Genomic DNA, 20,756 nt, shown 5'->3' with positions numbered 1-20,756 from the left:
GAGCTGAACTCTCACTGCTCGCCGCCGGTCAGCTTAATAAGCCCTCACTCAAGGCGCGACCCTGCATGCAAATCTCCCTCACCGGCCAAGTGGCCCTTGTCACCGGCGCCAGTTCCGGCATCGGCCACGCCGCCGCCAAAGCCCTCGCCGCTGCCGGCGCCGCAGTCGTCATCAACTACAACCGTCAGGCCGAACCGGCCGAAGCGCTGGCCCGGCAGATCATCGCCGACGGTGGGCAAGCGTTGGCCATCGGCGCCGATGTCTCGAAGGAAGACGAGGTTGAGCGACTGTTCGCCGAGACCGTCGAGGCCTTCGGCTCGCTGGATATTCTGATCGCCAATTCCGGCCTGCAAAAAGACGCCGCCGCTGTGGATATGTCGCTGGACGACTGGAATGCGGTGATCGGCGTCAACCTCACGGGCCAGTTCCTCTGCGCCCGCGCCGCCCTGCGGATTTTCAATCGCCAAGGTATTCGTGAAGGCGTGTCCCGCGCGGCCGGCAAGATCATCCATATGAGTTCGGTGCATCAACGCATCCCCTGGGCCGGCCATGTCAATTACGCCGCGTCCAAAGGTGGCGTCGATCAGTTGATGCAGACCCTTGCGCAGGAAGTCAGCCATCAACGGATTCGTATCAACGGCATTGCGCCTGGGGCGATTCGTACGCCGATCAATGCAGCGGCGACGACCGGCGAGGCTGAACAAGACCTGCTCAAACTGATTCCCTACGGCCGCATCGGTGATGTCGAAGACGTCGCCAACGCAGTCGTCTTCCTCGCCTCCGACGCCTCCGACTACATCGTCGGCACCACCCTGTTCATCGACGGCGGCATGAGCCTCTATCCGGAGTTTCGCGGCAATGGCTGAGCATCACCTCGAACGACAAAGCCCCATCGACGCCCACGGCATCATTGGCGACATGCGCAGTGCAGCGCTGGTCAATGATCGCGGCAGCGTGGATTTTTTCTGCTGGCCGGAATTCGACAGTCCGTCGATTTTCTGCGCATTGCTGGACACGCCCGAGGCCGGGATTTTCCAGATCACGCCGGACTTGCCCGATGCGCGCCGCGAGCAGATTTACCTGCCCGACACCAACGTTTTGCAGACTCGCTGGCTGAGTGAGCGCGCGGTGGTCGAAGTCACCGATCTGCTGCCTATTGGCGACAATGACGACGCCCTGCCGCTGCTGATGCGCCGGGTTCGCGTGGTCAGCGGCGAGGCGACTTTTCACGTGCGCTGCGCGGTGCGCCACGATTACGCCCGAGCTGAAACGCGGGCGCGGATGGACGAACAGACCGTGATTTTCAGCGCCGAGGGTCAGCCGTCGTTGCGCCTGTCCTCCGATCAAGCGCTGCAGATTGATACCGAGGCGGCGGTCGCTTCCTTCACGTTGAAGCAGGATCAGACCGCCGCATTTCTGCTCGGTGGCGCAGACGATCCACGTTTCGAAGAGGGCGCCGCGCAGCTGTGCATGGAACGTACGCTGAAGTTCTGGCGCGACTGGCTTGGCCAGTCCATCTACCGCGGACGCTGGCGCGAAATGGTCAATCGCTCGGCCCTCGCGCTCAAGTTGCTGACCTCGCGCAAACACGGCGCGATCCTCGCCGCTGCCACGTTCGGCCTGCCGGAAACGCCGGGCGGCGAGCGCAACTGGGACTACCGCTACACGTGGATCCGCGATGCCTCGTTCACCGTGTACGCGTTCATGCGCCTGGGTTTCGTCAGCGAAGCAAACGCGTACATGGGCTGGCTGCGCGGACGGGTCAGCGACTGTCACGGGCAACCGGTCAAGCTCAACATCCTGTACGGCATCGACGGCCAACAGGAATTGCCTGAGACCGAACTGGATCACCTGTCCGGGCACGGCGGCGCAAAACCGGTGCGCATCGGCAATGGCGCGTATGACCAGATTCAGCTGGATATCTTTGGCGAGTTGATGGATGCGGTGTATCTGGTCAACAAGTACGGCGACGCGATTTCCCACGAAGGCTGGAAACACGTGCGCGAAGTCGTCGATCAAGTCTGTGAGACGTGGCAGACCAAGGACGTAGGCATCTGGGAAATGCGCGGCGAGCAGCATCACTTTCTGCACTCGCGACTGATGTGCTGGGTGGCGCTGGACCGGGCCATTCGCCTGGCTTCGAAGCGCTCGCTGCCCGCACCCTTCGCGCAGTGGGACCAAACGCGACAGGCGATTTACAACGATATCTGGGACAACTTCTGGGATGAAGAGCGCGGACATTTCGTCCAGTACAAAGGTGGCACGGCGCTCGACGGCTCGATGCTGCTGATGCCGCTGGTGCGTTTCGTCAGTGCCAAGGACCCGCGCTGGCTGTCGACCCTGAAGGCCATCGAGCAGCATTTGGTGCGCGACGGCATGGTTTACCGCTATCGCAACGACGACGCCAATATCGATGGGTTGACCGGGACCGAGGGCGCGTTTGCCGCGTGTTCGTTCTGGTACGTCGAATGCCTGGCCCGCGCCGGCCAAGTGGAAAAAGCCCATCTGGAATTCGAGCAATTGCTGCGTTACGCCAATCCCCTTGGTTTGTATGCCGAGGAATTCGACAGCCACGGCCGGCATCTGGGCAATACACCGCAAGCGCTGACGCACCTGGCGTTGATCAGTGCGGCGAGTTTTCTGGATCGACGTTTGAGTGGGGAAAAGAGTGAGTGGCAGCCGTAATTGCCATCAGAGGCTGTCGGAAATTTCTCTAGCCGCCGCGCATCAGTAGTCCCCCCGCCTACATCTGACGGGGAGTACGCCCCGTCTGCGCGGCAATGGCTTACAAAGACTCAACAACTGTGCTGCAAGTCCCCCCCTGCAACTTGCACTTACACCCCGAAATACCTTGTTGCCAGTAGTGACATCCACCCCTACCATCCACCGCAACGGGCACAGCGGAGCTGTCCAACAAAACCCGAACTCAAGGAAGCAGAATGACTCACCACGTTCACCGCCCCCATTCCACGCCTCTGCGCACCGGCCTCACCCGCACTCAACTCTGGGAAGACGCCGACAAAGGCCTGATCAAGTGCTGGGAAATCGGCCGCCAGCGCGCCACCCGTTTCCCCGAACTCGCCCAACGCTGCCTGGCCGATGAACTGCCGGTGCTGGGCTGGAAAGGTGGCGTGAGCCGCAGCTTGAAGAAAAACCAAAAGTACGGTTCGCTGAAATACCTGGCGCAGTGGCAGGGTTTGCGTGGCGAAGATCTGAGTATTGATCTCACTGAAGAGCGCTCCCTGACCTGTTCGCGGACGAAGATGGTCGTCACGTTTACGCCGGATCGGACGAAATATTTCAATCAGGTGGCGGAAGCCGAGGCTTAAGGGGAAGTCAGCGATGGTCGATTTGCATCAGGAATTTCAAAACAGCGTTTTCTTTCACCAGGCCAGGATCGACCGTCGCTCAGCCGACGCACTGGTTGGTATTGCCGCCGGACTTGCCGCCGACGGCAAGATCAATCAGCAAGAGGCCGAGTTTCTAAAGACATGGATCGAAACGCATCTGGTGCACTTGAGCGATCCAGTCGTGAATATCCTTTATCGACGCTTGTCCGACATGCTTAACGACGGCGCACTGGACGCCGAAGAGTCCGTGGAATTGCTGGAAATGCTCCATCAGTTCACGGGGTTACCGGTCGGCGTCGAACTAACCCATACAGCGTCTACCAGTCTGCCTCTCGACCACCCGGCCCCGGAGTTATGCCTGGTTGACCGGGTATTCCTCTTTACAGGCATCATGGCCTATGGACCCCGAAAGGAGTGTGAATCGCAGATCATCGAGCGTGGTGGACTTATTGGCGGTTCCGTCAGCAAAAAGATTCACTATCTGGTAGTGGGCAGCATCGGCAATGATCAGTGGCTTCACAGCTCTTACGGCACCAAAATCAAGAAGGCCGTAGAACTTAGAAACAGCGGCGTACCAATTGCAATCATCGGCGAAGAGTATTGGCAAAAGGTGCTGTTCGGCTAACCAAGAACTGACGCCGACACGTGCCGCTCCCCGTGGCGAGGGAGCTTGCTCCCGCCGGGTTGCGAAGCGACCCCATACGCAATGGACCTGCTGCCGGCGAATGGTCTAGTGGTGTTTGACGCCATGCCTGGGAGTCTGCACGGGACGTTTTGCAGGTTTGATCGTCACACCGACAGTTGCCATCGCGGATCCTTCTGAAGCGTCGAGGCAATTGTTTCGAAGAACGATTTGCGGATTTCCAACCTCATGCCCTTGGCCGTCTCAATAATCCTCAAATCATTGTCCTGCGGATCTTCACGGTACTGATACCGGGTGAATACCTGCGCCGTCTCGCCCTGTATAAAAAAATGGCAGGTACTACGAGAGTTGTAAGACGGCAAGTCATCAGTATTGATTTCCTGCGCATCCCATACGCCTCCCGGTTCTTGAACCACGTAAAGTTCGTTGCACGTAATTGCTTGTTGATCTGAGTCTTGCGCAGGAAAGCGGACTGGCATGATCATCAAGTTGCGATCCCGATAGAACTGTTTCTGAATATGGAACGGTTTGGAGATACCCACACCATCCGCGCTCACCTGAACATTCCAATAAACATGGGTCACGTCATCCAGCTTGCGAAAAGCCCCTGCTTCTCCCAACACCACTTCGTACCCACCCCCGAAATAGCTGTGCAACGAGGTTGTCTTGCTTTTCAACTCCAGCTCCAGCAGCAGGCCGGCAAATGCCATCGTGGTGACCAGGAAGTCGCCTCGCTCGGCGTCGACCCCCCGGCGGGCTCCCATTTCCAATTGGCACTGGGCGAGCATTTTTTCGAATACCGGTGCTCCTGTGCCAATTACTTGCAAATATGAGCAATGCGGTGTGTCGACGGCGTCGGCCTTGAAATCGATCAGATAAGGCTCTTTCTCGTATACAAAAAATCCCGTCAGCTGCAGGTCCAGCCCCTTCAAGTCTTCCGGCAGCTGCTGCAGAAACGCACTGAGGGACTGCGGAGTCAGCCCCGTGACAGCGAGATCCCGAAGCTCCCGGATCACCATTGTGGCCGCGATTTCATGCCCAGCCCAAGCTATAGCCAAGTCATCACAGATCACAATGACTTTTTGAGTCAATCCAATAATTGAGTATCCGGAGCCTTTGGGGAAAACCTCAGTCACATCGCCCACAGACGGGATGCAAACGTCGTGCTCACGTTCATTGCCCGACAACAGCAAGTCCCCCAGCACAACAAGACGCTGATTGAGGGCATAAGAAACACCTAAGGTCATGCGAGCTCCATGCTAAATAATTTGCGGGCAGTGTGAGCAGGAATACCTTTGTCTTCAAGACTCGGCAGCACTCACCGAAAACCGCTCCCGATAAGCCTGCGGCGTAACGCCAATCGCCCGTAGAAAACTGCGGCGCAAGGTTTCTTCACTGCCAAACCCGCAATTGGCAGCGATGCGTTTGACCGGCAGGCCGGTGTCGCTTAACAGGCGCCGTGCGGTTTCCACCCGAATCAGCTCGATGGCCCGCGCCGGCGTCTGGCCGGTGTCGGCACGGTAATGGCGGATAAAACTGCGTTCGCTCATACCGGCCTGCTCGGCGAGGGTCGGGACGCCGAGGTCGCAGGTCAGGTTTTCGGCGATCCACGCGTGCAACTGATCAAAGCGATTGCCCTGATTCTGCAGCGACAAGGTCACGCTGAATTGCGACTGCCCGCCCGGGCGCTTGAGGAACACCACCAGGTGTCGGGCGACGTCCAACGCGATGTCGCTACCGAGATCTTCCTCGACCATCGCCAATGCCAGATCGATACCCGCCGTGACACCTGCCGAGGTCCACACCGGGCCGTCGTTGATGAAAATCGGGTTAGCCTCGACGTGCAGATTGGGATGCTGCTGGGCCAGTTGTTCGCAACGGGTCCAGTGGGTAACGACGCGACGACCATCGAGCCAGCCGCTGGCCGCGAGCAAAAATGCCCCGGTGCACACTGACGCTACGCGCCGACATTTCGCCGCATGTTCGCGCACCCAATCCACCAGCGGCACGTCTTCAGCGGCCGGATAAATGCCCCAACCGCCGGCAATGATCAGCGTGTCGCTGGGTGCTTGCGGCAACGGCTCGGCCAACACCGCCAAACCTGCCGAGGACATCACCGCCCCGCCGCCGCTGGCGATGACACTCGGTGCATAAGGAACGGGCAGCCCGCGCTGACGGGCGAGGTCATTCGCCGAAGCGAACACCTGCAACGGCCCGGTGACGTCGAGGATCTGCATGTTGGCAAACGCGAGTACGTGGATGGCTTTGGGCATTTGGCGTATTTCGTGGGCTTATTGGCGTATGCGCCAGAACCTACCCGTCTACAGTGGAGCCGTCCACCCTTTTTCATGGAGCAAGAACGATGACGCTGCAGATCGGTTTTCTGTTGTTTCCCCAGGTTCAGCAACTCGACCTGACCGGGCCTTACGACGTGCTCGCTTCGCTGCCAGGCGTGCAGGTGCATCTGATCTGGAAGGATCTGATGCCGGTCACCGCCAGCACCGGTCTGCTGCTGAAACCAACCACCACGTTTGAAGATTGCCCGGATCTGGATGTGATCTGCGTGCCCGGCGGCGGTGGCGTCGGGCCGTTGATGGAGGATGAGCAGACGCTGGCGTTCATCAAACGTCAGGCTGCTCAGGCGCGGTATGTGACCTCGGTGTGCACCGGCTCGCTGGTGCTCGGCGCGGCGGGTCTGCTGCAAGGTAAACGCGCGACCACGCATTGGGCTTATCACGATTTGCTGCCGACACTGGGGGCGATTGCGGTGAAGGATCGGGTGGTGCGCGACGGCAATCTGTTTACCGGTGGCGGGATCACGGCGGGGATCGATTTCGCTTTGGTGCTGGCGGAAGAATTGGTCGGTGCCGACGCGGCGCAATTGATCCAGTTGCAGCTCGAATATGCGCCGGCGCCGCCGTTCAATTCGGGCAGCCCAGACAGTGCGCCGAGTGCGATTGTCGATGAAGCACGACTGCGGGCGGCGCCGTCGCTGAAACTGCGTACGGAAATAACCGAGCGTGCGGCGGCGAAACTCAACTTGAGCTGATCCCAAGCCCTACACAAATCCCATGTGAGAGCGAGCCTGCTCGCGAAGACGGCGGATCAGTCGACATTGATGTTGTCTGACCCACCGCTTTCGCGAGCAGGCTCGCTCCCACATGGGATTGTGTGTGGCCGAGGGTTTGTGTGCCGTCCCTACATTCCGCCGCAGCTTCACTTGTCCCCCCGCCTTCACCCGTGTAGAAAGCCTTTCCACAAATTCTGCACAGGGACTTTCGATGAAGGCGTTGCCTTGGCTCTATCTGGCGCTTCTCAGCCTAGGCTACGGTTTGGCACTGAGCTACGGCCAGCTCGGCTGGCTGGCACTGATCTCCATTGGCCTGCTGGCGTTCGCCGGTTTTGCCGTGCATCTGCAAAAAGTGCCGGTCGCGCGTTTTCTCGGCCATGGCCTGTTCATCGTGTTGGCGGTGGCCTTGGCGTTGCATTGGTTGCCGGGCTTCGCCAATGGCCGGGCGATTGATCCGCAACGGTTCAGCGACGACGCGGTGCGGTATTCGATGTACCTCAACCTGGACAAACCGCTGATTGGTTTCTGGCTATTGCTGGTCTGCCCGTGGATTGTCGCGCGGCGCTCGTTGCGGCTGACGGTCTACGCCACCGCGCTCGCCCTCACGTTGAGCGCAATCCTGGCCCTCGGTGGCGCGCTGTTGATGGGCGTGATCGCCTGGGCGCCGAAGTGGCCGGATCAGGCGTGGCTGTGGGTGCTGAACAACCTGCTGCTGGTGACGTTGGTCGAGGAGGCGTTGTTTCGCGGCTATATACAGGGCGGTCTCAGTCGCCATTTCAAGCATCTGCCTTACGGTGAAAACCTCGCGCTGCTGCTCGCCTCACTGATCTTTGGCCTGGTGCACGCCGGTGCAGGCTGGACCTGGGTGTTGCTGGCAGGGCTGGCCGGGGTCGGCTATGGTCTGGCCTATCGTTTTGGCGGACTCGGCGCGGCGATTGCCACGCATTTCGGGCTCAACCTGCTGCATTTCGGCTTGTTCTCCTATCCGATGCTCGCCGGTTGAAGCAATGACCGTTTTGCGACGGCATTCTTGAATCTGAAAAAAAATTTCAATAAAAAGCTGTCACCGCCGACAACCTTTCAAAGCCTTGCGGATTGAAAAACCATGCGTAACAACCAGCCTATTACACAACGCGAACGGACTTTCCCGGCTCAGCAGCGGTTGATTTCCACAACCGACGCCAAGGGCGTGATCACCTACTGCAACGACGCGTTCGTCGAAATCAGCGGGTTTTCGGGTGAAGAACTGATCCGTGCGCCGCACAACCTGGTCCGTCACCCCGACGTCCCGGCGGCGGTGTTTTCGCACATGTGGGGCACACTGAAACAAGGCTTGCCATGGATGGGCATTGTCAAGAATCGCTGCAAGAACGGTGACCATTACTGGGTTAACGCCTACGTGACACCGGTGTTCGACGGCAATCAGGTGGTCGGTTACGAGTCGGTGCGGATCAAACCCACCGCCGAACAGATCCGCCGTGCCGAAGCGCTCTACCAACGCATCAACCAAGGCAAGTCGGCGATCCCGTCCAGCGACAAATGGCTGCCGGTGCTGCAAGACTGGCTGCCGTTCATTCTGGTCAGCCAACTGGGTTTCGTGATCGGCGCGACCCTGAACTCGCAGTGGGGCTTCGCCCTCGCCGCCGGTTTGTCAGTGCCGCTGGGCCTGATGGGCCTGCAATGGCAGCAACGCGGGCTCAAGCGCCTGTTGCGCCTGGCTGAGCAGACCACTTCAGACCCGTTGATCGCGCAGATGTACACCGACAGCCGTGGCGCCCAGGCGCGTCTGGAAATGTCGATCCTCAGCCAGGAAGCACGCCTGAAAACCTGCCTGACTCGTCTGCAGGACACCGCCGAACACCTGACCGATCAGGCCAAGCAGTCCGACGCCCTGGCGCACAACAGCTCCAGCGGTCTGGAACGTCAACGCGTGGAAACCGAACAGGTCGCCACCGCCGTCAACCAGATGGCCGCCACCACTCAGGAAGTCGCCAGCCACGTCCAGCGCACCGCCGACGCCACTCAGGAAGCCAATCGCCTGACCGGTCGTGGCCGTGACATCGCCGGCGAAACCCGCGAAGCCATTCAGCGTCTGTCGGTCGTTGTCGGTGAAACCGGCCTGACCGTGACTCAACTGGCCAAGGACAGCGACGAAATCGGCGGCGTGGTTGATGTGATCAAAGGCATCGCCGACCAGACCAACTTGCTGGCCCTCAACGCTGCGATTGAAGCCGCGCGTGCCGGCGAGATGGGCCGTGGCTTTGCTGTCGTGGCTGACGAAGTTCGCCAACTGGCGCAACGCACCAGCGAGTCGACCGGGCAGATTCACGCCCTGATCGCCAAGTTGCAGCAGACTGCCTCCAGCGCGGTACAGACCATGGAAGCCGGGCATCGTCAGGCCGAAGAAGGTGTGGCGCGGGTGCTGGAAGCGGATCAGGCGTTGGTCGGCATCAGCGAAGCGGTGGCCAACATCACCGACATGACCACGCAGATCGCCGCTGCGACGGAAGAGCAAAGTGCGGTGGCTGAAGAGATCAGCCGCAACATCAGCAATATCTCGGAGTTGGCGGATCAGACGTCGGAACAGGCGCACAACTCGGCGTTGCTGAGTGAAGAGCTGACGAAGACTGCCAACACTCAATACTCGTTGGTGGAGCGGTTTAACCGCTGACTGGACTGGCGATAACAAAAACCCGGAGAGCGAGAGCTTCCGGGTTTTTTGTTGCCTGTCTGGAATGGATGTTGTCTGGCCGGCCGCTTTCGCGAGCAGGCTCGCTCCCACAGGGTCTTTGCCTGGCATAGAACTTATGCCGTTTGAAGATCCATTGTGGGAGCGAGCCTGCTCGCGAAGAGGCCCGATCGGCTGGTGACAGACAGTAGAGACATACCCTACAACGGCTTCGGATCAGGCTGACTTTTTCGCTCAGAACCTGCGTTCACACTTCTACAACGGCGTCTAGCTGTCAGCTTTTACAGTCGACGGGCGCTAGTTAGTCGTTATGAATGGAGGAGGCAGGCGCTTCGCCTGTTTTCAGTACTGCGAACAGAGAAGGATTTCAGCATGAGTGCAGCACGTTTATTCATCCCGAAACAAAACATGATTCAGCCTGCGGGCAATGATTTTCACTGGAGCCTGGGAGCGGAACCGATCCATGCCGGGCAAAGCCTGTTTGTTTATCACCGCTCTGAAGTCACTGGCGATGAAAGCTGGGTCTTCGGTGGGTCGAACGGCTCCGGGCAGGAGCAGAACTTTTTTGCATTCCATTTGACCGTGCCCTATCTGGACACTGACTTGCTGGAGTGCACCTACAAACTCGGTGATGGCCAGGGACTGCACGTTTCGCACATCCACTCGATTCCTGCCCCGCCGGGGTTCGAGGGATTTCAGACCGTCGATGCCGATGACGCCGAACTGACCATCCGCCTCGACCGCACGACCGGAACCGTTAGAGGCGACTTCATCGCTGCGTTCAAATCCGAGGGTTATCGTTTGTGGCCAAACGGCACGTTCAGACTGAGCAGAACGGATCTGTAAATCCACTTGATGATGCACAGCGAGAGGGCAACTCCCTCTCGCTCGATTATCGGTGCCTACTGAGGTAGACGGAGCCTGTCCAATAGTCGATTGACCAGTAACTCATTCAGCATGATCAGCTGTTGCAGCGCCAGCAGTGGCTTGCGCTCCGGGCCGCCGATTGAGTTGGCGATATTACCGGCCATGGCTTTGGCCGACGACAGTGATTCGCAGGCCTCAACGATCAGCGTTTCGTCATCCAGCGTGGGGTCGACGATATAGATGGGTCGAACCCTGAGCGGGATGGGTGGCGCCGCTAGAGCTTCGGGCTTGAGGTAGTAGTCGAGGGCGCGATCGGTTGCTGCTTTGGTCTTTTGAGACTCGAGCGCTGGGTCGTGCGGGGCTGGCTCGGTGCCCGGGGGATTTGGCGTAGCTTTGAACATAGAGATCTAATTCCTGAACAAGGGCCGCGACCGTTCTCTACTAAAAGAAGGGTGGCGGCTGTGCGCAGGTTAGTAGACCGGAGGAATTAGCAAGACCGGCGCGCTCGAAAGCGCCCTGAGCACAGCCACCATTGAGTGCAGACAAATTCGCCTGACTTAATGGGACTTTATGCACTTACTAAAACCATACGGGCTACTAAACCCGACCACTGATGGGCAGTGGCAGGGAAACGATATAGCCCGCGCTATGGTTGCGTAAGCCGGCGGATTCTGGCGTACGCGTAGGCAACGGCGCAAGGTGTTGTAGGCCCGATGGCGTAACGGTTCGTGTACTTTAAACGCGCTCACAAAATCATGTTTACGCAGAGGAAATGCTGGAGAGATAGCGCTTCCAGTTTTTTATCGTGTCAGCGAAATAGCCCCTCAACCTCACCCTAATCCTCTCCCGGAGGGAGAGGGTACTGACCGAGTGGTTTGGGAGAGCTACGCCGACGTGAAATACCGAGTCGAAATCAGATTCTGAAAAGCCCAAAAATCGGCTCCCTCTCCCTCGGGAGAGGGCTGGGCAGGCGGCGTTCCGATGAGGGGGCGAATCCACCACAAAACTAACGCCCATCAATCCGCTTTTCACCGCTCACAGGATGAGCGTTAGCTCGGTTGCAGCTTTTGATCTTGATCCACGGGCGACGTCGGAAGGCTGAGTGGAGGGATTGATCCGGGCGTGGGAGCGCAGCGACCGTTTGGCGAAGCCAAACACAGCGAGAGGAGGTGCAGCGAAGCAAACCGTAGGCGCTGCGCCCGGATCGATCCCGTAACGAAGGGACCCCGAGCCCCAGCGAGCGGGCCGCACGTAGGAGCAAGCGTTTTTTTGCTTACTTTTTTTAGGCGTTTGTAAAAAAAGTCAGTCGCCGTAAGGGCGAAACCCTAAGAAGCCGTTACCGCAGCAACGGATATACACCCAAATCACCGAAGAAACGAAGCCACCTTCTGCGCAGCACTGGCCAAATGCTGTTCATGGGTAAACCCCGAAACCTTCAACGGCTTCAAATCATGATCCCCCGCCGCCAACCAAAACACCTCAATCCCCGGCGCTAACGCATAACCCTCAACCGCCTCTCGATTGCCCAGCGCATCCCGCTCCCCCTGCACAATCAACGTCCGCGTCTGCAAACCAGCCAAATGCTCAACCCGAGGCTTCTCCGGTTTACCCACTGCATAAAACGGATAGCCCAGACACACCAGCGCATCAGCCCCCAACTCATCAGCAAGCAAACTGGCCATCCGCCCACCCATCGACTTCCCACCAATGGCCAAAACCCCGGTGACATGACGTCGCACCTCGGCATACACCTCACGCCAGCATTCCTGCAATTTCGCAGCAGGATTCGGCGGTCGCTTCACCCCGTCCACCCGCCGCTGCGCCATATACGCAAACTCAAACCGCAACACGTTCACGCCCAGTGCAGCAAGGCGCCCAGCCATATCGTTCATCCACTCGCTATCCATCGGCGCACCAGCACCGTGGGCGAGGATCAACGTTGCCGAAGCCTCACCACTGGCGGCGTTCCAGAGCCATCCATGATCGAGCACGCACTGCGCCCATTGATCCCCGTCAATACTGGCCTTGTGCTGTTTGTCCATGCTTGCCTCGCTTTTAGTCTGCCTATAACTCCAGACGAAGGATTCGTCGCGTGTCTTGCGCGCGCTCACTTCGGCTGAACCGTGGATGGGGAACCATGAACACTTCTATCAGTACCGCCTACAACTACAAGGTGGTCCGCCAATTCGCCATTATGACGGTGGTGTGGGGCATCGTCGGCATGGGGCTCGGGGTTTTTCTCGCGGCCCAATTGGTCTGGCCCGAACTCAACTTCAATTTGCCCTGGACCAGTTTCGGCCGTCTGCGCCCGCTGCACACCAACGCGGTGATCTTCGCGTTCGGCGGCTGTGCGCTGTTCGCCAGTTCGTTCTACTCGGTGCAACGCACCTGCCAGACCCAATTGTTTGCACCACAAATCGCCGCGTTCTGCTTCTGGGGCTGGCAACTGGTGATCCTATTGGCGGCCATCAGCCTGCCACTGGGTTACACCAGTTCCAAGGAATACGCCGAGCTGGAATGGCCGATCGACATCCTGATCACCATCGTCTGGGTCGCCTACGCCATCGTGTTCTTCGGCACGATCATGCAGCGCAAAACCAAACACATTTATGTGGGCAACTGGTTCTTCGGCGCGTTCATCATCACCGTGGCGATTCTGCACATCGTCAACAACCTTGAGTTGCCGGTGAGCTTCACCAAGTCCTACTCGGTGTACGCCGGTGCAACCGACGCCATGGTGCAATGGTGGTACGGCCACAACGCCGTGGGCTTTTTCCTTACCGCCGGTTTCCTCGGGATGATGTACTACTTCGTGCCGAAACAGGCCGAGCGCCCGGTGTATTCGTATCGCCTGTCGATCGTGCACTTCTGGGCTTTGATCACCCTGTACATCTGGGCCGGCCCGCACCACTTGCACTACACCGCGCTGCCGGACTGGGCGCAGTCGCTGGGCATGGTGATGTCGCTGATCCTGCTGGCACCGAGCTGGGGCGGCATGATCAACGGCATGATGACCCTCTCGGGCGCCTGGCATAAGTTGCGCAGCGACCCGATCCTGCGTTTCCTCGTGGTCTCGCTGGCGTTCTACGGCATGTCGACCTTCGAAGGGCCGATGATGGCGATCAAGACCGTCAACGCCCTCTCCCACTACACCGACTGGACCATCGGCCACGTTCACGCTGGCGCCCTCGGTTGGGTGGCGATGATTTCCATCGGCGCGCTGTACCACATGATCCCGAAAATCTTCGGCAAGGCGCAGATGCACAGCGTCGGACTGATCAACGCGCACTTCTGGCTCGCGACCATCGGCACCGTGCTGTACATCGCGTCGATGTGGGTCAACGGTATCGCCCAAGGCCTGATGTGGCGTGCGGTGAACGAGGACGGCACGCTGACCTACTCCTTCGTCGAAACCCTGGTGGCCAGCCACCCAGGCTTCGTCGTGCGGCTGATTGGTGGGGCGATCTTCCTCAGCGGTATGTTCCTGATGGCTTACAACACCTGGCGCACCGTGCGGGCCTCGCAGCCTGCTGACGTCGTTGCTGCCGCGCAGATGGCCTGAGGAGTCGACCATGAAACACGAAACGATTGAAAAGAACGTCGGCCTGTTGATGTTGCTCATGGTGCTTGCCGTGAGCATCGGCGGCCTGACCCAAATCGTCCCGCTGTTCTTCCAGGACGTCACCAACAAACCGGTGGAAGGCATGAAGCCCTACACCGCGCTGCAACTGGAAGGTCGCGACATCTATATCCGCGAAGGCTGCGTCGGTTGCCACTCGCAGATGATCCGCCCGTTCCGCGCCGAAACCGAACGCTACGGGCACTACTCGGTGGCGGGCGAAAGCGTTTGGGATCACCCGTTCCTGTGGGGCTCGAAACGTACCGGGCCGGACCTCGCCCGGGTCGGCGCGCGCTACTCGGATGACTGGCACCGCGCGCACTTGTACAACCCGCGCAACGTCGTACCGGAATCGAAAATGCCGGCCTACCCATGGCTGGTCACGCAAGCGGTCGACAGCAGCCACACCGAAACCAAGCTCAACGTCATGCGCACCCTCGGCGTGCCGTATACCGATGACGACATCGCCGGCGCGGTCGCCAGCCTCAAGGGCAAGACTGAAATGGACGCCCTCGTCGCCTACCTGCAAGTGCTCGGCACTGCGATCAAGAGCAAGAGGTGAGCACGATGATGATTGAGATGAGTGCAGGCCTGATTCGCGGCCTCGGCACGGTCGTGGTGTTCGTCGCCTTCGTCGGTTTGACCCTGTGGGTGTTCAACCGCAAGCGCACGCCGGAATTCGCCGAAGCACGTCTGCTGCCCTTCGCCGACGAGCCACAGCCCGACACTACCCCCGCATGTGAAACAACCCAAGCACCTGAACCAAGGAGTACCCGGCCATGACCACCTTCTGGAGTACGTGGATCTGCGTACTGACCATCGGCAGCCTGATCGGCCTGACATGGCTGCTGATCGGCACCCGCCGGGGCGAGACCAAGGGCAGCGTCGACCAGACCATGGGCCACAGCTTCGACGGCATCGAGGAGTACGACAACCCGTTGCCGCAGTGGTGGTTCATGCTGTTCGCCGGCACGCTGGTGTTTTCCGTGGGCTATCTGATTCTGTATCCGGGTCTGGGCAACTGGAAAGGCATCCTGCCGGGTTACGAGGATGGCTGGACCGGTGTGCACGAGTGGGAGAAGGAAATGAACAAGGCCGACGCCAAATTCGGCCCGATCTTCGCCAAGTTCGCCGCCATGCCGGTGGAAGAAGTGGCGAAGGATCCACAGGCGCTGAAAATGGGTGGCCGCTTGTTCGCCTCCAACTGCTCGGTATGCCACGGCTCCGACGCCAAAGGCGCGTTCGGTTTCCCTAACCTCGCCGACAGCGACTGGCGCTGGGGCGGCGACGCCGAGACCATCAAGACCACCATCATGGCGGGCCGGGTGGCGGCGATGCCGGCCTGGGGCGAAGTGCTCGGTGAAGCCGGGGTGAAAAACGTCGCGGCGTACGTGCGTCACGAACTGGCCGGTCTGCCGTTGCCCGCTGACAACAAGGCTGACCTGCAAGCCGGACAGCAGGCGTTCAGCACCACGTGCGTAGCCTGTCATGGGGCAAACGGCCAGGGCACTGAAGCCATGGGTGCGCCGAATCTGACGCACCCGGCCGGATTTATCTATGGCACCAGCCTCACCCAACTCGAACAGACCATCCGTCATGGCCGTCAGGGTCACATGCCGGCGCAGAACGAACTGCTGGGTAATGACAAGGTGCAATTATTGGCGGCTTATGTGTACAGCCTTAGCCATGGATTGAATACAGAAAAGCTCGTTACTGAAGACAGTAACAAATAGTCATTGCATACAACTTTGCCGCACGTTTTACCGTGCGGCAGTTTCCTGCCCCTTTGCGACGCATTGTCGCACCCCTTCGCACGCTCTCCTTTCGGTTCCCCGAATTCGGGTCTACGCTTGCTCGATGCGGACTGGCTCGTGCCGGTTCCAGGTCGACCCCGAGCGATGTGTTCGATGAATTGGCTGACAGATTCGCCGCAAAGGCCGGTAGATACCGGCTGTCGTGCCGATTGCCATTCATCACCCGAACTGGCCGTTCGAACATCCCTCGTCACGCGTGACCTGAACCCCTCGCTAATTTCGTCCGCTGCGACATTTTGTCAGAGGTCAATTTTGTCCTTACGTGGCGCATGGAAAGGCCGCAGAATCAGCGTTGGAAAGCATTGACTCAGGTCATGGCGCGTTGCATTGACCCCCTGCTCTCTGCATACTTGCGACCGATTTTAATCCTAATAAAACACCAAAACCGTGGAACCTTAGAATGAGCACAGCAATCAGTCCGACTGCTTATAACTATAAGGTAGTCCGCCAGTTCGCCATCATGACGGTGGTCTGGGGGATCCTTGGCATGGGGCTCGGTGTCTTCATCGCCTCGCAACTGGTTTGGCCGGAGTTGAACTTCGGTCTGCCGTGGACGAGCTTTGGACGCCTGCGCCCGTTGCACACAAACCTGGTGATTTTCGCCTTCGGTGGTTGTGCACTGTTTGCCACTTCCTACTATGTCGTGCAGCGAACCTGCCAGACGCGACTGATCTCCGACAGCCTTGCCGCCTTCACCTTCTGGGGCTGGCAAGCGGTGATCGTCGGCGCGATCATTACCTTGCCGCTGGGTTACACCACTACCAAGGAATACGCGGAACTGGAATGGCCGATCGCCATTTTGCTGGCCATTGTCTGGGTCACCTACGGTCTGGTGTTCTTCGGCACCATCACCAAGCGCAAAACCAAGCACATCTATGTGGGTAACTGGTTCTACGGCGCGTTCATCGTCGTGACCGCGATGCTGCACATCGTCAACCACATGTCGCTGCCGGTGAACCTGTTCAAGTCCTACTCCGCCTACTCGGGCGCGACCGACGCGATGATCCAGTGGTGGTACGGCCACAACGCCGTGGGTTTCTTCCTGACCACCGGTTTCCTCGGGATGATGTATTACTTCGTGCCGAAACAAGCCGAACGTCCGATCTACTCCTATCGCCTGTCGATCGTGCACTTCTGGGCCCTGATCACCTTGTACATCTGGGCCGGCCCGCACCACCTGCACTACACCGCCCTGCCGGATTGGGCACAATCGCTGGGCATGGCGATGTCGATCATTCTCTTGGCGCCAAGCTGGGGCGGCATGATCAACGGCATGATGACCCTCTCGGGCGCTTGGCATAAGTTGCGCACCGACCCGATCCTGCGCTTCCTCGTGGTGTCACTGGCGTTCTACGGCATGTCGACCTTCGAAGGTCCGATGATGGCGATCAAGACCGTCAACTCCCTCTCGCACTACACCGACTGGACCATCGGCCACGTACACGCCGGCGCTCTGGGCTGGGTCGCGATGATCTCGATTGGCGCGATCTACCACATGATTCCGCGCCTGTTCGGTCGTGCGCAGATGCACAGCGTCGGCCTGATCAACGCGCACTTCTGGCTCGCGACCATCGGCACCGTGCTGTACATCGCGTCGATGTGGGTCAACGGCATCACTCAGGGCCTGATGTGGCGTGCAATCAACGACGACGGCACCCTCACCTACTCGTTCGTTGAAGCGCTGCAGGCCAGCCACCCGGGCTACATCGTCCGTGCCTTGGGCGGTGCGTTCTTCGCCAGCGGCATGTTCCTGATGGCTTACAACGTCTGGCGCACCGTGCGCGCCTCGAACCCGGTTGAAGCTGAAGCCGCTGCCCAGATCGCTGTCGTTGGAGCTCACTGATGAAGCATGAAGCTGTCGAGAAGAATATTGGCCTGCTGGCCTTCTTCATGGTCATCGCCGTCAGTGTTGGCGGCCTGACCCAAATCGTTCCGCTGTTTTTCCAGGACGTCACCAACAAGCCGGTCGAAGGCATGAAGCCCCGCCCCGCCCTGGAACTGGAAGGCCGCGACGTTTATATCGCCAACGGTTGTGTCGGCTGCCACTCGCAGATGATCCGTCCGTTCCGCGCTGAAACCGAACGCTATGGCCACTACTCCGTTGCCGGCGAAAGCGTCTGGGATCACCCGTTCCTGTGGGGCTCCAAGCGTACCGGTCCGGACCTGGCCCGTGTCGGCGGTCGTTACTCCGATGACTGGCACCGCGCGCACTTGTACAACCCGCGCAACGTGGTGCCCGAGTCGAAAATGCCGGCTTACCCGTTCCTCGTGGAAAACAAGCTCGACGGCAAAGAGACGGCCAAAAAAATGGAAGTCTTGCGCACGCTCGGCGTCCCTTACACCGACGAAGACATCGCCGGGGCCAGGGATGCCGTGAAGGGCAAAACCGAAATGGACGCGCTGGTGGCCTATCTGCAAGGCCTGGGCACCATCATCAAAAGCAAACGGTGATCTGGATGGATATCGGGATGATTCGTGGCCTGGGCACTGTTGTCGTGATGGTGGCCTTCATCGGTCTGGCGTTGTGGGTGTTCAGCCCCAAGCGCAAGTCGGAGTTTGAAGACGCAACCTTGTTGCCTTTTGCGGATGATCCCGAAGCCATCAAGCACGTCGAGCAAGCTTCTAGGAGTAACAAAGAATGACTACATTCTGGAGTCTGTACGTCACAGTCCTCAGTCTCGGTACGATCTTCGCCCTGACCTGGCTGTTGCTGTCGACCCGCAAGGGCCAGCGCAGCGAGCAGACGGACGAGACAGTCGGGCACTCCTTCGACGGGATCGAGGAGTACGACAACCCATTGCCGAAATGGTGGTTCATGCTGTTCGTCGGCACCATCATTTTTGCCCTGGGTTACCTGGTGCTGTACCCGGGTCTGGGCAACTGGAAGGGCCTGCTGCCGGGCTACAACTACCTCGATAACGACAAGCAGACCGCGTTCGCCAACGGCCAGACAGGCTGGACCGGCGTTCACGAGTGGGAAAAGGAAATGGCCCGCTCGGACGCCAAGTTCGGTCCGATTTTCGCCAAATTCGCGGCGATGCCAATCGAAGAAGTCGCCAAGGATCCGCAAGCACTGAAAATGGGTGGCCGTCTGTTCGCCTCCAACTGCTCGGTGTGCCACGGTTCCGACGCCAAGGGTGCCTACGGCTTCCCGAACCTGACCGACGCCGACTGGCGCTGGGGCGGCGAGCCGGAAACCATCAAGACCACCATCATGGGCGGTCGTCACGCGGTGATGCCGGCCTGGGCTGAAGTCATTGGTGAGCAAGGCGTTGCCGACGTCGCTGCATTCGTCGTGACCAAACTCGATGGCCGCAAACTGCCGGAAGACACCAAGGCTGACCCGGAAAATGGCGGCAAACTGTTCGCCGCCAACTGCGTGGCTTGCCACGGTCCGGCCGGCAAAGGCACTCCCGCCATGGGCGCACCTGACCTGACCCACCCGGGCGCATTCATCTACGGCTCGAGCTTCGCGCAACTGCAGCAGACCATCCGTTACGGCCGTCAGGGCCAGATGCCTGCGCAGGAACAACTGCAGGGCAACGACAAGGTGCACCTGCTGGCCGCGTATGTTTACAGCCTGTCCCACGGTGAAAAAGCACCGGAAGCGAACGCCGAGTAAGGCCAACGCCTGAAACAACAAACGGCCCCGCCAATGAGAATTGGCGGGGCCGTTTTGTTTGCAGTCATCGATTGCGCGACCGGCGGTGATACTCGGCGGTTGTCGTCTTTCCAGATAGGTAGTAACGTTTCTACAAATCTGCCTCAGGAGAGGACGCCAGAATGGCCATCACTACCCTTTCAAGCCGTGAATTCAATCAGGACACAAGTGGTGCCAAAAAGGCCGCGCTTCAGGGCCCGGTCATCATCACCGACCGTGGCAAGCCTGCACATGTGCTGCTAAGCATTGAGGACTACGAAAAACTGACCGGCACCAACGCCAGCATTGTCGACCTCCTGGTCATGCCCGAAGCGGCAGACATCGAGTTTGAAACCGAGCGTGCCGTGATCACTCACCGCCCAGTGGATCTGTCCTGAATGTATTTACTCGACACCAATGTGATTTCCGAACTGCGTAAACCCAAGGCCGATAAAAACGTCGTCGCCTGGGCCAATACCGTCATCGCTCCTCGCCTGTTCATCTCGGCCATCACCCTGAAAGAACTGGAAACGGGCGTCCTGCGCATGGAGCGTCGCGATCCGGCGCAGGGCAAAGTGTTGCGCCATTGGCTCAAGCGCCACGTGATGCCAGCTTTCGATGCGCGGATCCTGCCGGTCGATGCCGCCGTTGCCCTGCGCTGCGCCAGCCTTCATGTGCCGGACAGCGCCAATGAAAGTGACGCCCTGATCGCGGCCACGGCGCTGGTTCACGGGCTGACGGTGGTGACGCGTAACACCGGTGATTTCAAATCCAGCGGCGTCGCGTTGATCAATCCTTGGGAGTGATGGGGCACAGTCATATCTGCCTTGGCGGTGGTCGACTGCCCTGATCAATGGGTGAAAGCGGGGCGGCGTACGTGCTGCCCTTCTCAATTGCAGGCGATCCCAGCAACACCCATCGTCTATAGTCAATTGACCTGCATCATGCTTTGCTGCATTCGCTACACCATTCAGGTTTGTTCCCCAACGCGACCAAAGGTCGCACCCTTGATCCAGAGCGACAGGCGTATCATCGCACCACTGCAATAACTCTTTTTGACCGCG

The 20,756-nt window shown here is 59.3% G+C and carries 22 protein-coding genes; 18 read left to right on the top strand and 4 right to left on the bottom strand.

Annotation, left to right across the window (positions count from 1 at the left end; genetic code table 11):
- Positions 1-65: 65 nt before the first annotated feature.
- The 4 genes from ACQ4OE_RS21300 (at position 66) to ACQ4OE_RS21285 (ending at position 3,975) form a co-directional block, all read left to right on the top strand.
- Positions 66-866: a glucose 1-dehydrogenase gene (locus tag ACQ4OE_RS21300; RefSeq protein WP_430947807.1), complete on the top strand. Its 801-nt coding sequence runs from the start codon at positions 66-68 to the stop codon at positions 864-866.
- Positions 859-2,685, top strand: coding sequence for a glycoside hydrolase family 15 protein (locus tag ACQ4OE_RS21295; RefSeq protein ID WP_430947803.1), 1,827 nt, complete (start codon positions 859-861; stop codon positions 2,683-2,685). The genes ACQ4OE_RS21300 and ACQ4OE_RS21295 overlap by 8 nt, the downstream gene beginning before the upstream one ends.
- Positions 2,686-2,939: 254 nt before the next feature.
- Complete coding sequence (locus tag ACQ4OE_RS21290) at positions 2,940-3,329, top strand: hypothetical protein (RefSeq protein ID WP_430947802.1); 390 nt, start codon at positions 2,940-2,942, stop codon at positions 3,327-3,329.
- Positions 3,330-3,342: 13 nt separating this feature from the next.
- Complete coding sequence (locus tag ACQ4OE_RS21285; RefSeq protein ID WP_430947801.1) at positions 3,343-3,975, top strand: BRCT domain-containing protein; 633 nt, start codon at positions 3,343-3,345, stop codon at positions 3,973-3,975.
- A gap of 164 nt (positions 3,976-4,139) precedes the next feature.
- Here ACQ4OE_RS21285 and ACQ4OE_RS21280 read toward each other — a convergent pair whose 3' ends face one another.
- Together ACQ4OE_RS21280 and ACQ4OE_RS21275 are read right to left on the bottom strand one after the other, a co-directional pair.
- Entirely contained in the window at positions 4,140-5,240 is a 1,101-nt protein-coding gene (locus tag ACQ4OE_RS21280) for a hypothetical protein (RefSeq protein ID WP_430947800.1), read from the bottom strand.
- 54 nt (positions 5,241-5,294) lie between these two features.
- Entirely contained in the window at positions 5,295-6,266 is a 972-nt protein-coding gene (locus ACQ4OE_RS21275; protein ID WP_430947799.1) for a GlxA family transcriptional regulator, read from the bottom strand.
- Positions 6,267-6,355: 89 nt separating this feature from the next.
- Between ACQ4OE_RS21275 and inhA the strand changes: the two genes are divergently transcribed.
- The 4 genes from inhA to ACQ4OE_RS21255 all read left to right on the top strand — a co-directional run bounded on the left by inhA (position 6,356) and on the right by ACQ4OE_RS21255 (position 10,598).
- On the top strand, positions 6,356-7,042 hold the full coding sequence (gene inhA, locus ACQ4OE_RS21270; protein ID WP_430947798.1) for an isonitrile hydratase: 687 nt from the start codon (positions 6,356-6,358) through the stop codon (positions 7,040-7,042).
- A 232-nt stretch (positions 7,043-7,274) separates the two neighbouring features.
- Entirely contained in the window at positions 7,275-8,066 is a 792-nt protein-coding gene (locus tag ACQ4OE_RS21265; protein ID WP_430947797.1) for a lysostaphin resistance A-like protein, read from the top strand.
- A 102-nt stretch (positions 8,067-8,168) separates the two neighbouring features.
- Positions 8,169-9,734 (top strand): methyl-accepting chemotaxis protein, encoded by a 1,566-nt coding sequence (locus ACQ4OE_RS21260; RefSeq protein WP_430947796.1) that lies wholly within the window; start codon positions 8,169-8,171, stop codon positions 9,732-9,734.
- 390 nt (positions 9,735-10,124) lie between these two features.
- Positions 10,125-10,598 carry a hypothetical protein gene (locus ACQ4OE_RS21255; RefSeq protein WP_430947795.1) on the top strand — a complete coding sequence of 158 codons (474 nt, stop codon included), beginning with the start codon at positions 10,125-10,127 and terminating at the stop codon, positions 10,596-10,598.
- A 56-nt stretch (positions 10,599-10,654) separates the two neighbouring features.
- Here the strand turns inward: ACQ4OE_RS21255 and ACQ4OE_RS21250 are convergent, their stop codons facing one another.
- Both ACQ4OE_RS21250 and ACQ4OE_RS21245 read right to left on the bottom strand, forming a co-directional pair.
- The gene (locus ACQ4OE_RS21250) at positions 10,655-11,020 is read right to left on the bottom strand and encodes a DUF6124 family protein (protein WP_430947794.1); all 366 of its coding nucleotides are present in this window, start codon (positions 11,018-11,020) and stop codon (positions 10,655-10,657) included.
- A 963-nt stretch (positions 11,021-11,983) separates the two neighbouring features.
- On the bottom strand, positions 11,984-12,661 hold the full coding sequence (locus ACQ4OE_RS21245) for an alpha/beta family hydrolase (protein ID WP_430947806.1): 678 nt from the start codon (positions 12,659-12,661) through the stop codon (positions 11,984-11,986).
- 95 nt (positions 12,662-12,756) lie between these two features.
- Here ACQ4OE_RS21245 and ccoN (ACQ4OE_RS21240) point away from each other — a divergent pair, with 95 nt between their 5' ends.
- The 10 genes from ccoN (ACQ4OE_RS21240) to ACQ4OE_RS21195 all read left to right on the top strand — a co-directional run bounded on the left by ccoN (ACQ4OE_RS21240) (position 12,757) and on the right by ACQ4OE_RS21195 (position 20,498).
- Positions 12,757-14,181 (top strand): cytochrome-c oxidase, cbb3-type subunit I, encoded by a 1,425-nt coding sequence (ccoN, locus tag ACQ4OE_RS21240; protein WP_217850964.1) that lies wholly within the window; start codon positions 12,757-12,759, stop codon positions 14,179-14,181.
- A 10-nt stretch (positions 14,182-14,191) separates the two neighbouring features.
- Complete coding sequence (gene ccoO, locus ACQ4OE_RS21235; protein WP_430947793.1) at positions 14,192-14,800, top strand: cytochrome-c oxidase, cbb3-type subunit II; 609 nt, start codon at positions 14,192-14,194, stop codon at positions 14,798-14,800.
- A gap of 5 nt (positions 14,801-14,805) precedes the next feature.
- The gene (locus tag ACQ4OE_RS21230) at positions 14,806-15,021 is read left to right on the top strand and encodes a cbb3-type cytochrome oxidase subunit 3 (protein WP_430947792.1); all 216 of its coding nucleotides are present in this window, start codon (positions 14,806-14,808) and stop codon (positions 15,019-15,021) included.
- A complete protein-coding gene (ccoP, locus tag ACQ4OE_RS21225) occupies positions 15,018-15,971 on the top strand; it encodes a cytochrome-c oxidase, cbb3-type subunit III (protein ID WP_430947791.1) in 954 nt (317 codons plus the stop codon). The genes ACQ4OE_RS21230 and ccoP (ACQ4OE_RS21225) overlap by 4 nt, the downstream gene beginning before the upstream one ends.
- A gap of 481 nt (positions 15,972-16,452) precedes the next feature.
- A complete protein-coding gene (gene ccoN / locus ACQ4OE_RS21220) occupies positions 16,453-17,895 on the top strand; it encodes a cytochrome-c oxidase, cbb3-type subunit I (RefSeq protein WP_034152833.1) in 1,443 nt (480 codons plus the stop codon).
- Positions 17,895-18,503, top strand: coding sequence for a cytochrome-c oxidase, cbb3-type subunit II (gene ccoO / locus ACQ4OE_RS21215; RefSeq protein WP_122592537.1), 609 nt, complete (start codon positions 17,895-17,897; stop codon positions 18,501-18,503). The genes ccoN (ACQ4OE_RS21220) and ccoO (ACQ4OE_RS21215) overlap by 1 nt, the downstream gene beginning before the upstream one ends.
- Before the next feature lie 5 nt (positions 18,504-18,508).
- Positions 18,509-18,694 (top strand): CcoQ/FixQ family Cbb3-type cytochrome c oxidase assembly chaperone, encoded by a 186-nt coding sequence (locus ACQ4OE_RS21210; RefSeq protein ID WP_003175465.1) that lies wholly within the window; start codon positions 18,509-18,511, stop codon positions 18,692-18,694.
- Positions 18,691-19,674 (top strand): cytochrome-c oxidase, cbb3-type subunit III, encoded by a 984-nt coding sequence (ccoP, locus tag ACQ4OE_RS21205; protein ID WP_016983131.1) that lies wholly within the window; start codon positions 18,691-18,693, stop codon positions 19,672-19,674. Before ACQ4OE_RS21210 ends, ccoP (ACQ4OE_RS21205) begins: the two co-directional genes overlap by 4 nt.
- A gap of 161 nt (positions 19,675-19,835) precedes the next feature.
- Positions 19,836-20,090: a type II toxin-antitoxin system Phd/YefM family antitoxin gene (locus ACQ4OE_RS21200; RefSeq protein ID WP_430947790.1), complete on the top strand. Its 255-nt coding sequence runs from the start codon at positions 19,836-19,838 to the stop codon at positions 20,088-20,090.
- Positions 20,091-20,498 carry a type II toxin-antitoxin system VapC family toxin gene (locus tag ACQ4OE_RS21195; RefSeq protein WP_430947789.1) on the top strand — a complete coding sequence of 136 codons (408 nt, stop codon included), beginning with the start codon at positions 20,091-20,093 and terminating at the stop codon, positions 20,496-20,498. It begins immediately after the preceding gene.
- Positions 20,499-20,756 lie beyond the last annotated feature (258 nt).

Source organism: Pseudomonas sp. WC2, assembly GCF_050586545.1.
Lineage (GTDB): Bacteria > Pseudomonadota > Gammaproteobacteria > Pseudomonadales > Pseudomonadaceae > Aquipseudomonas.
The sequence above is the reverse complement of the archived record's forward strand: the minus strand, read 5'-3'. Positions and strand labels throughout refer to the sequence as shown.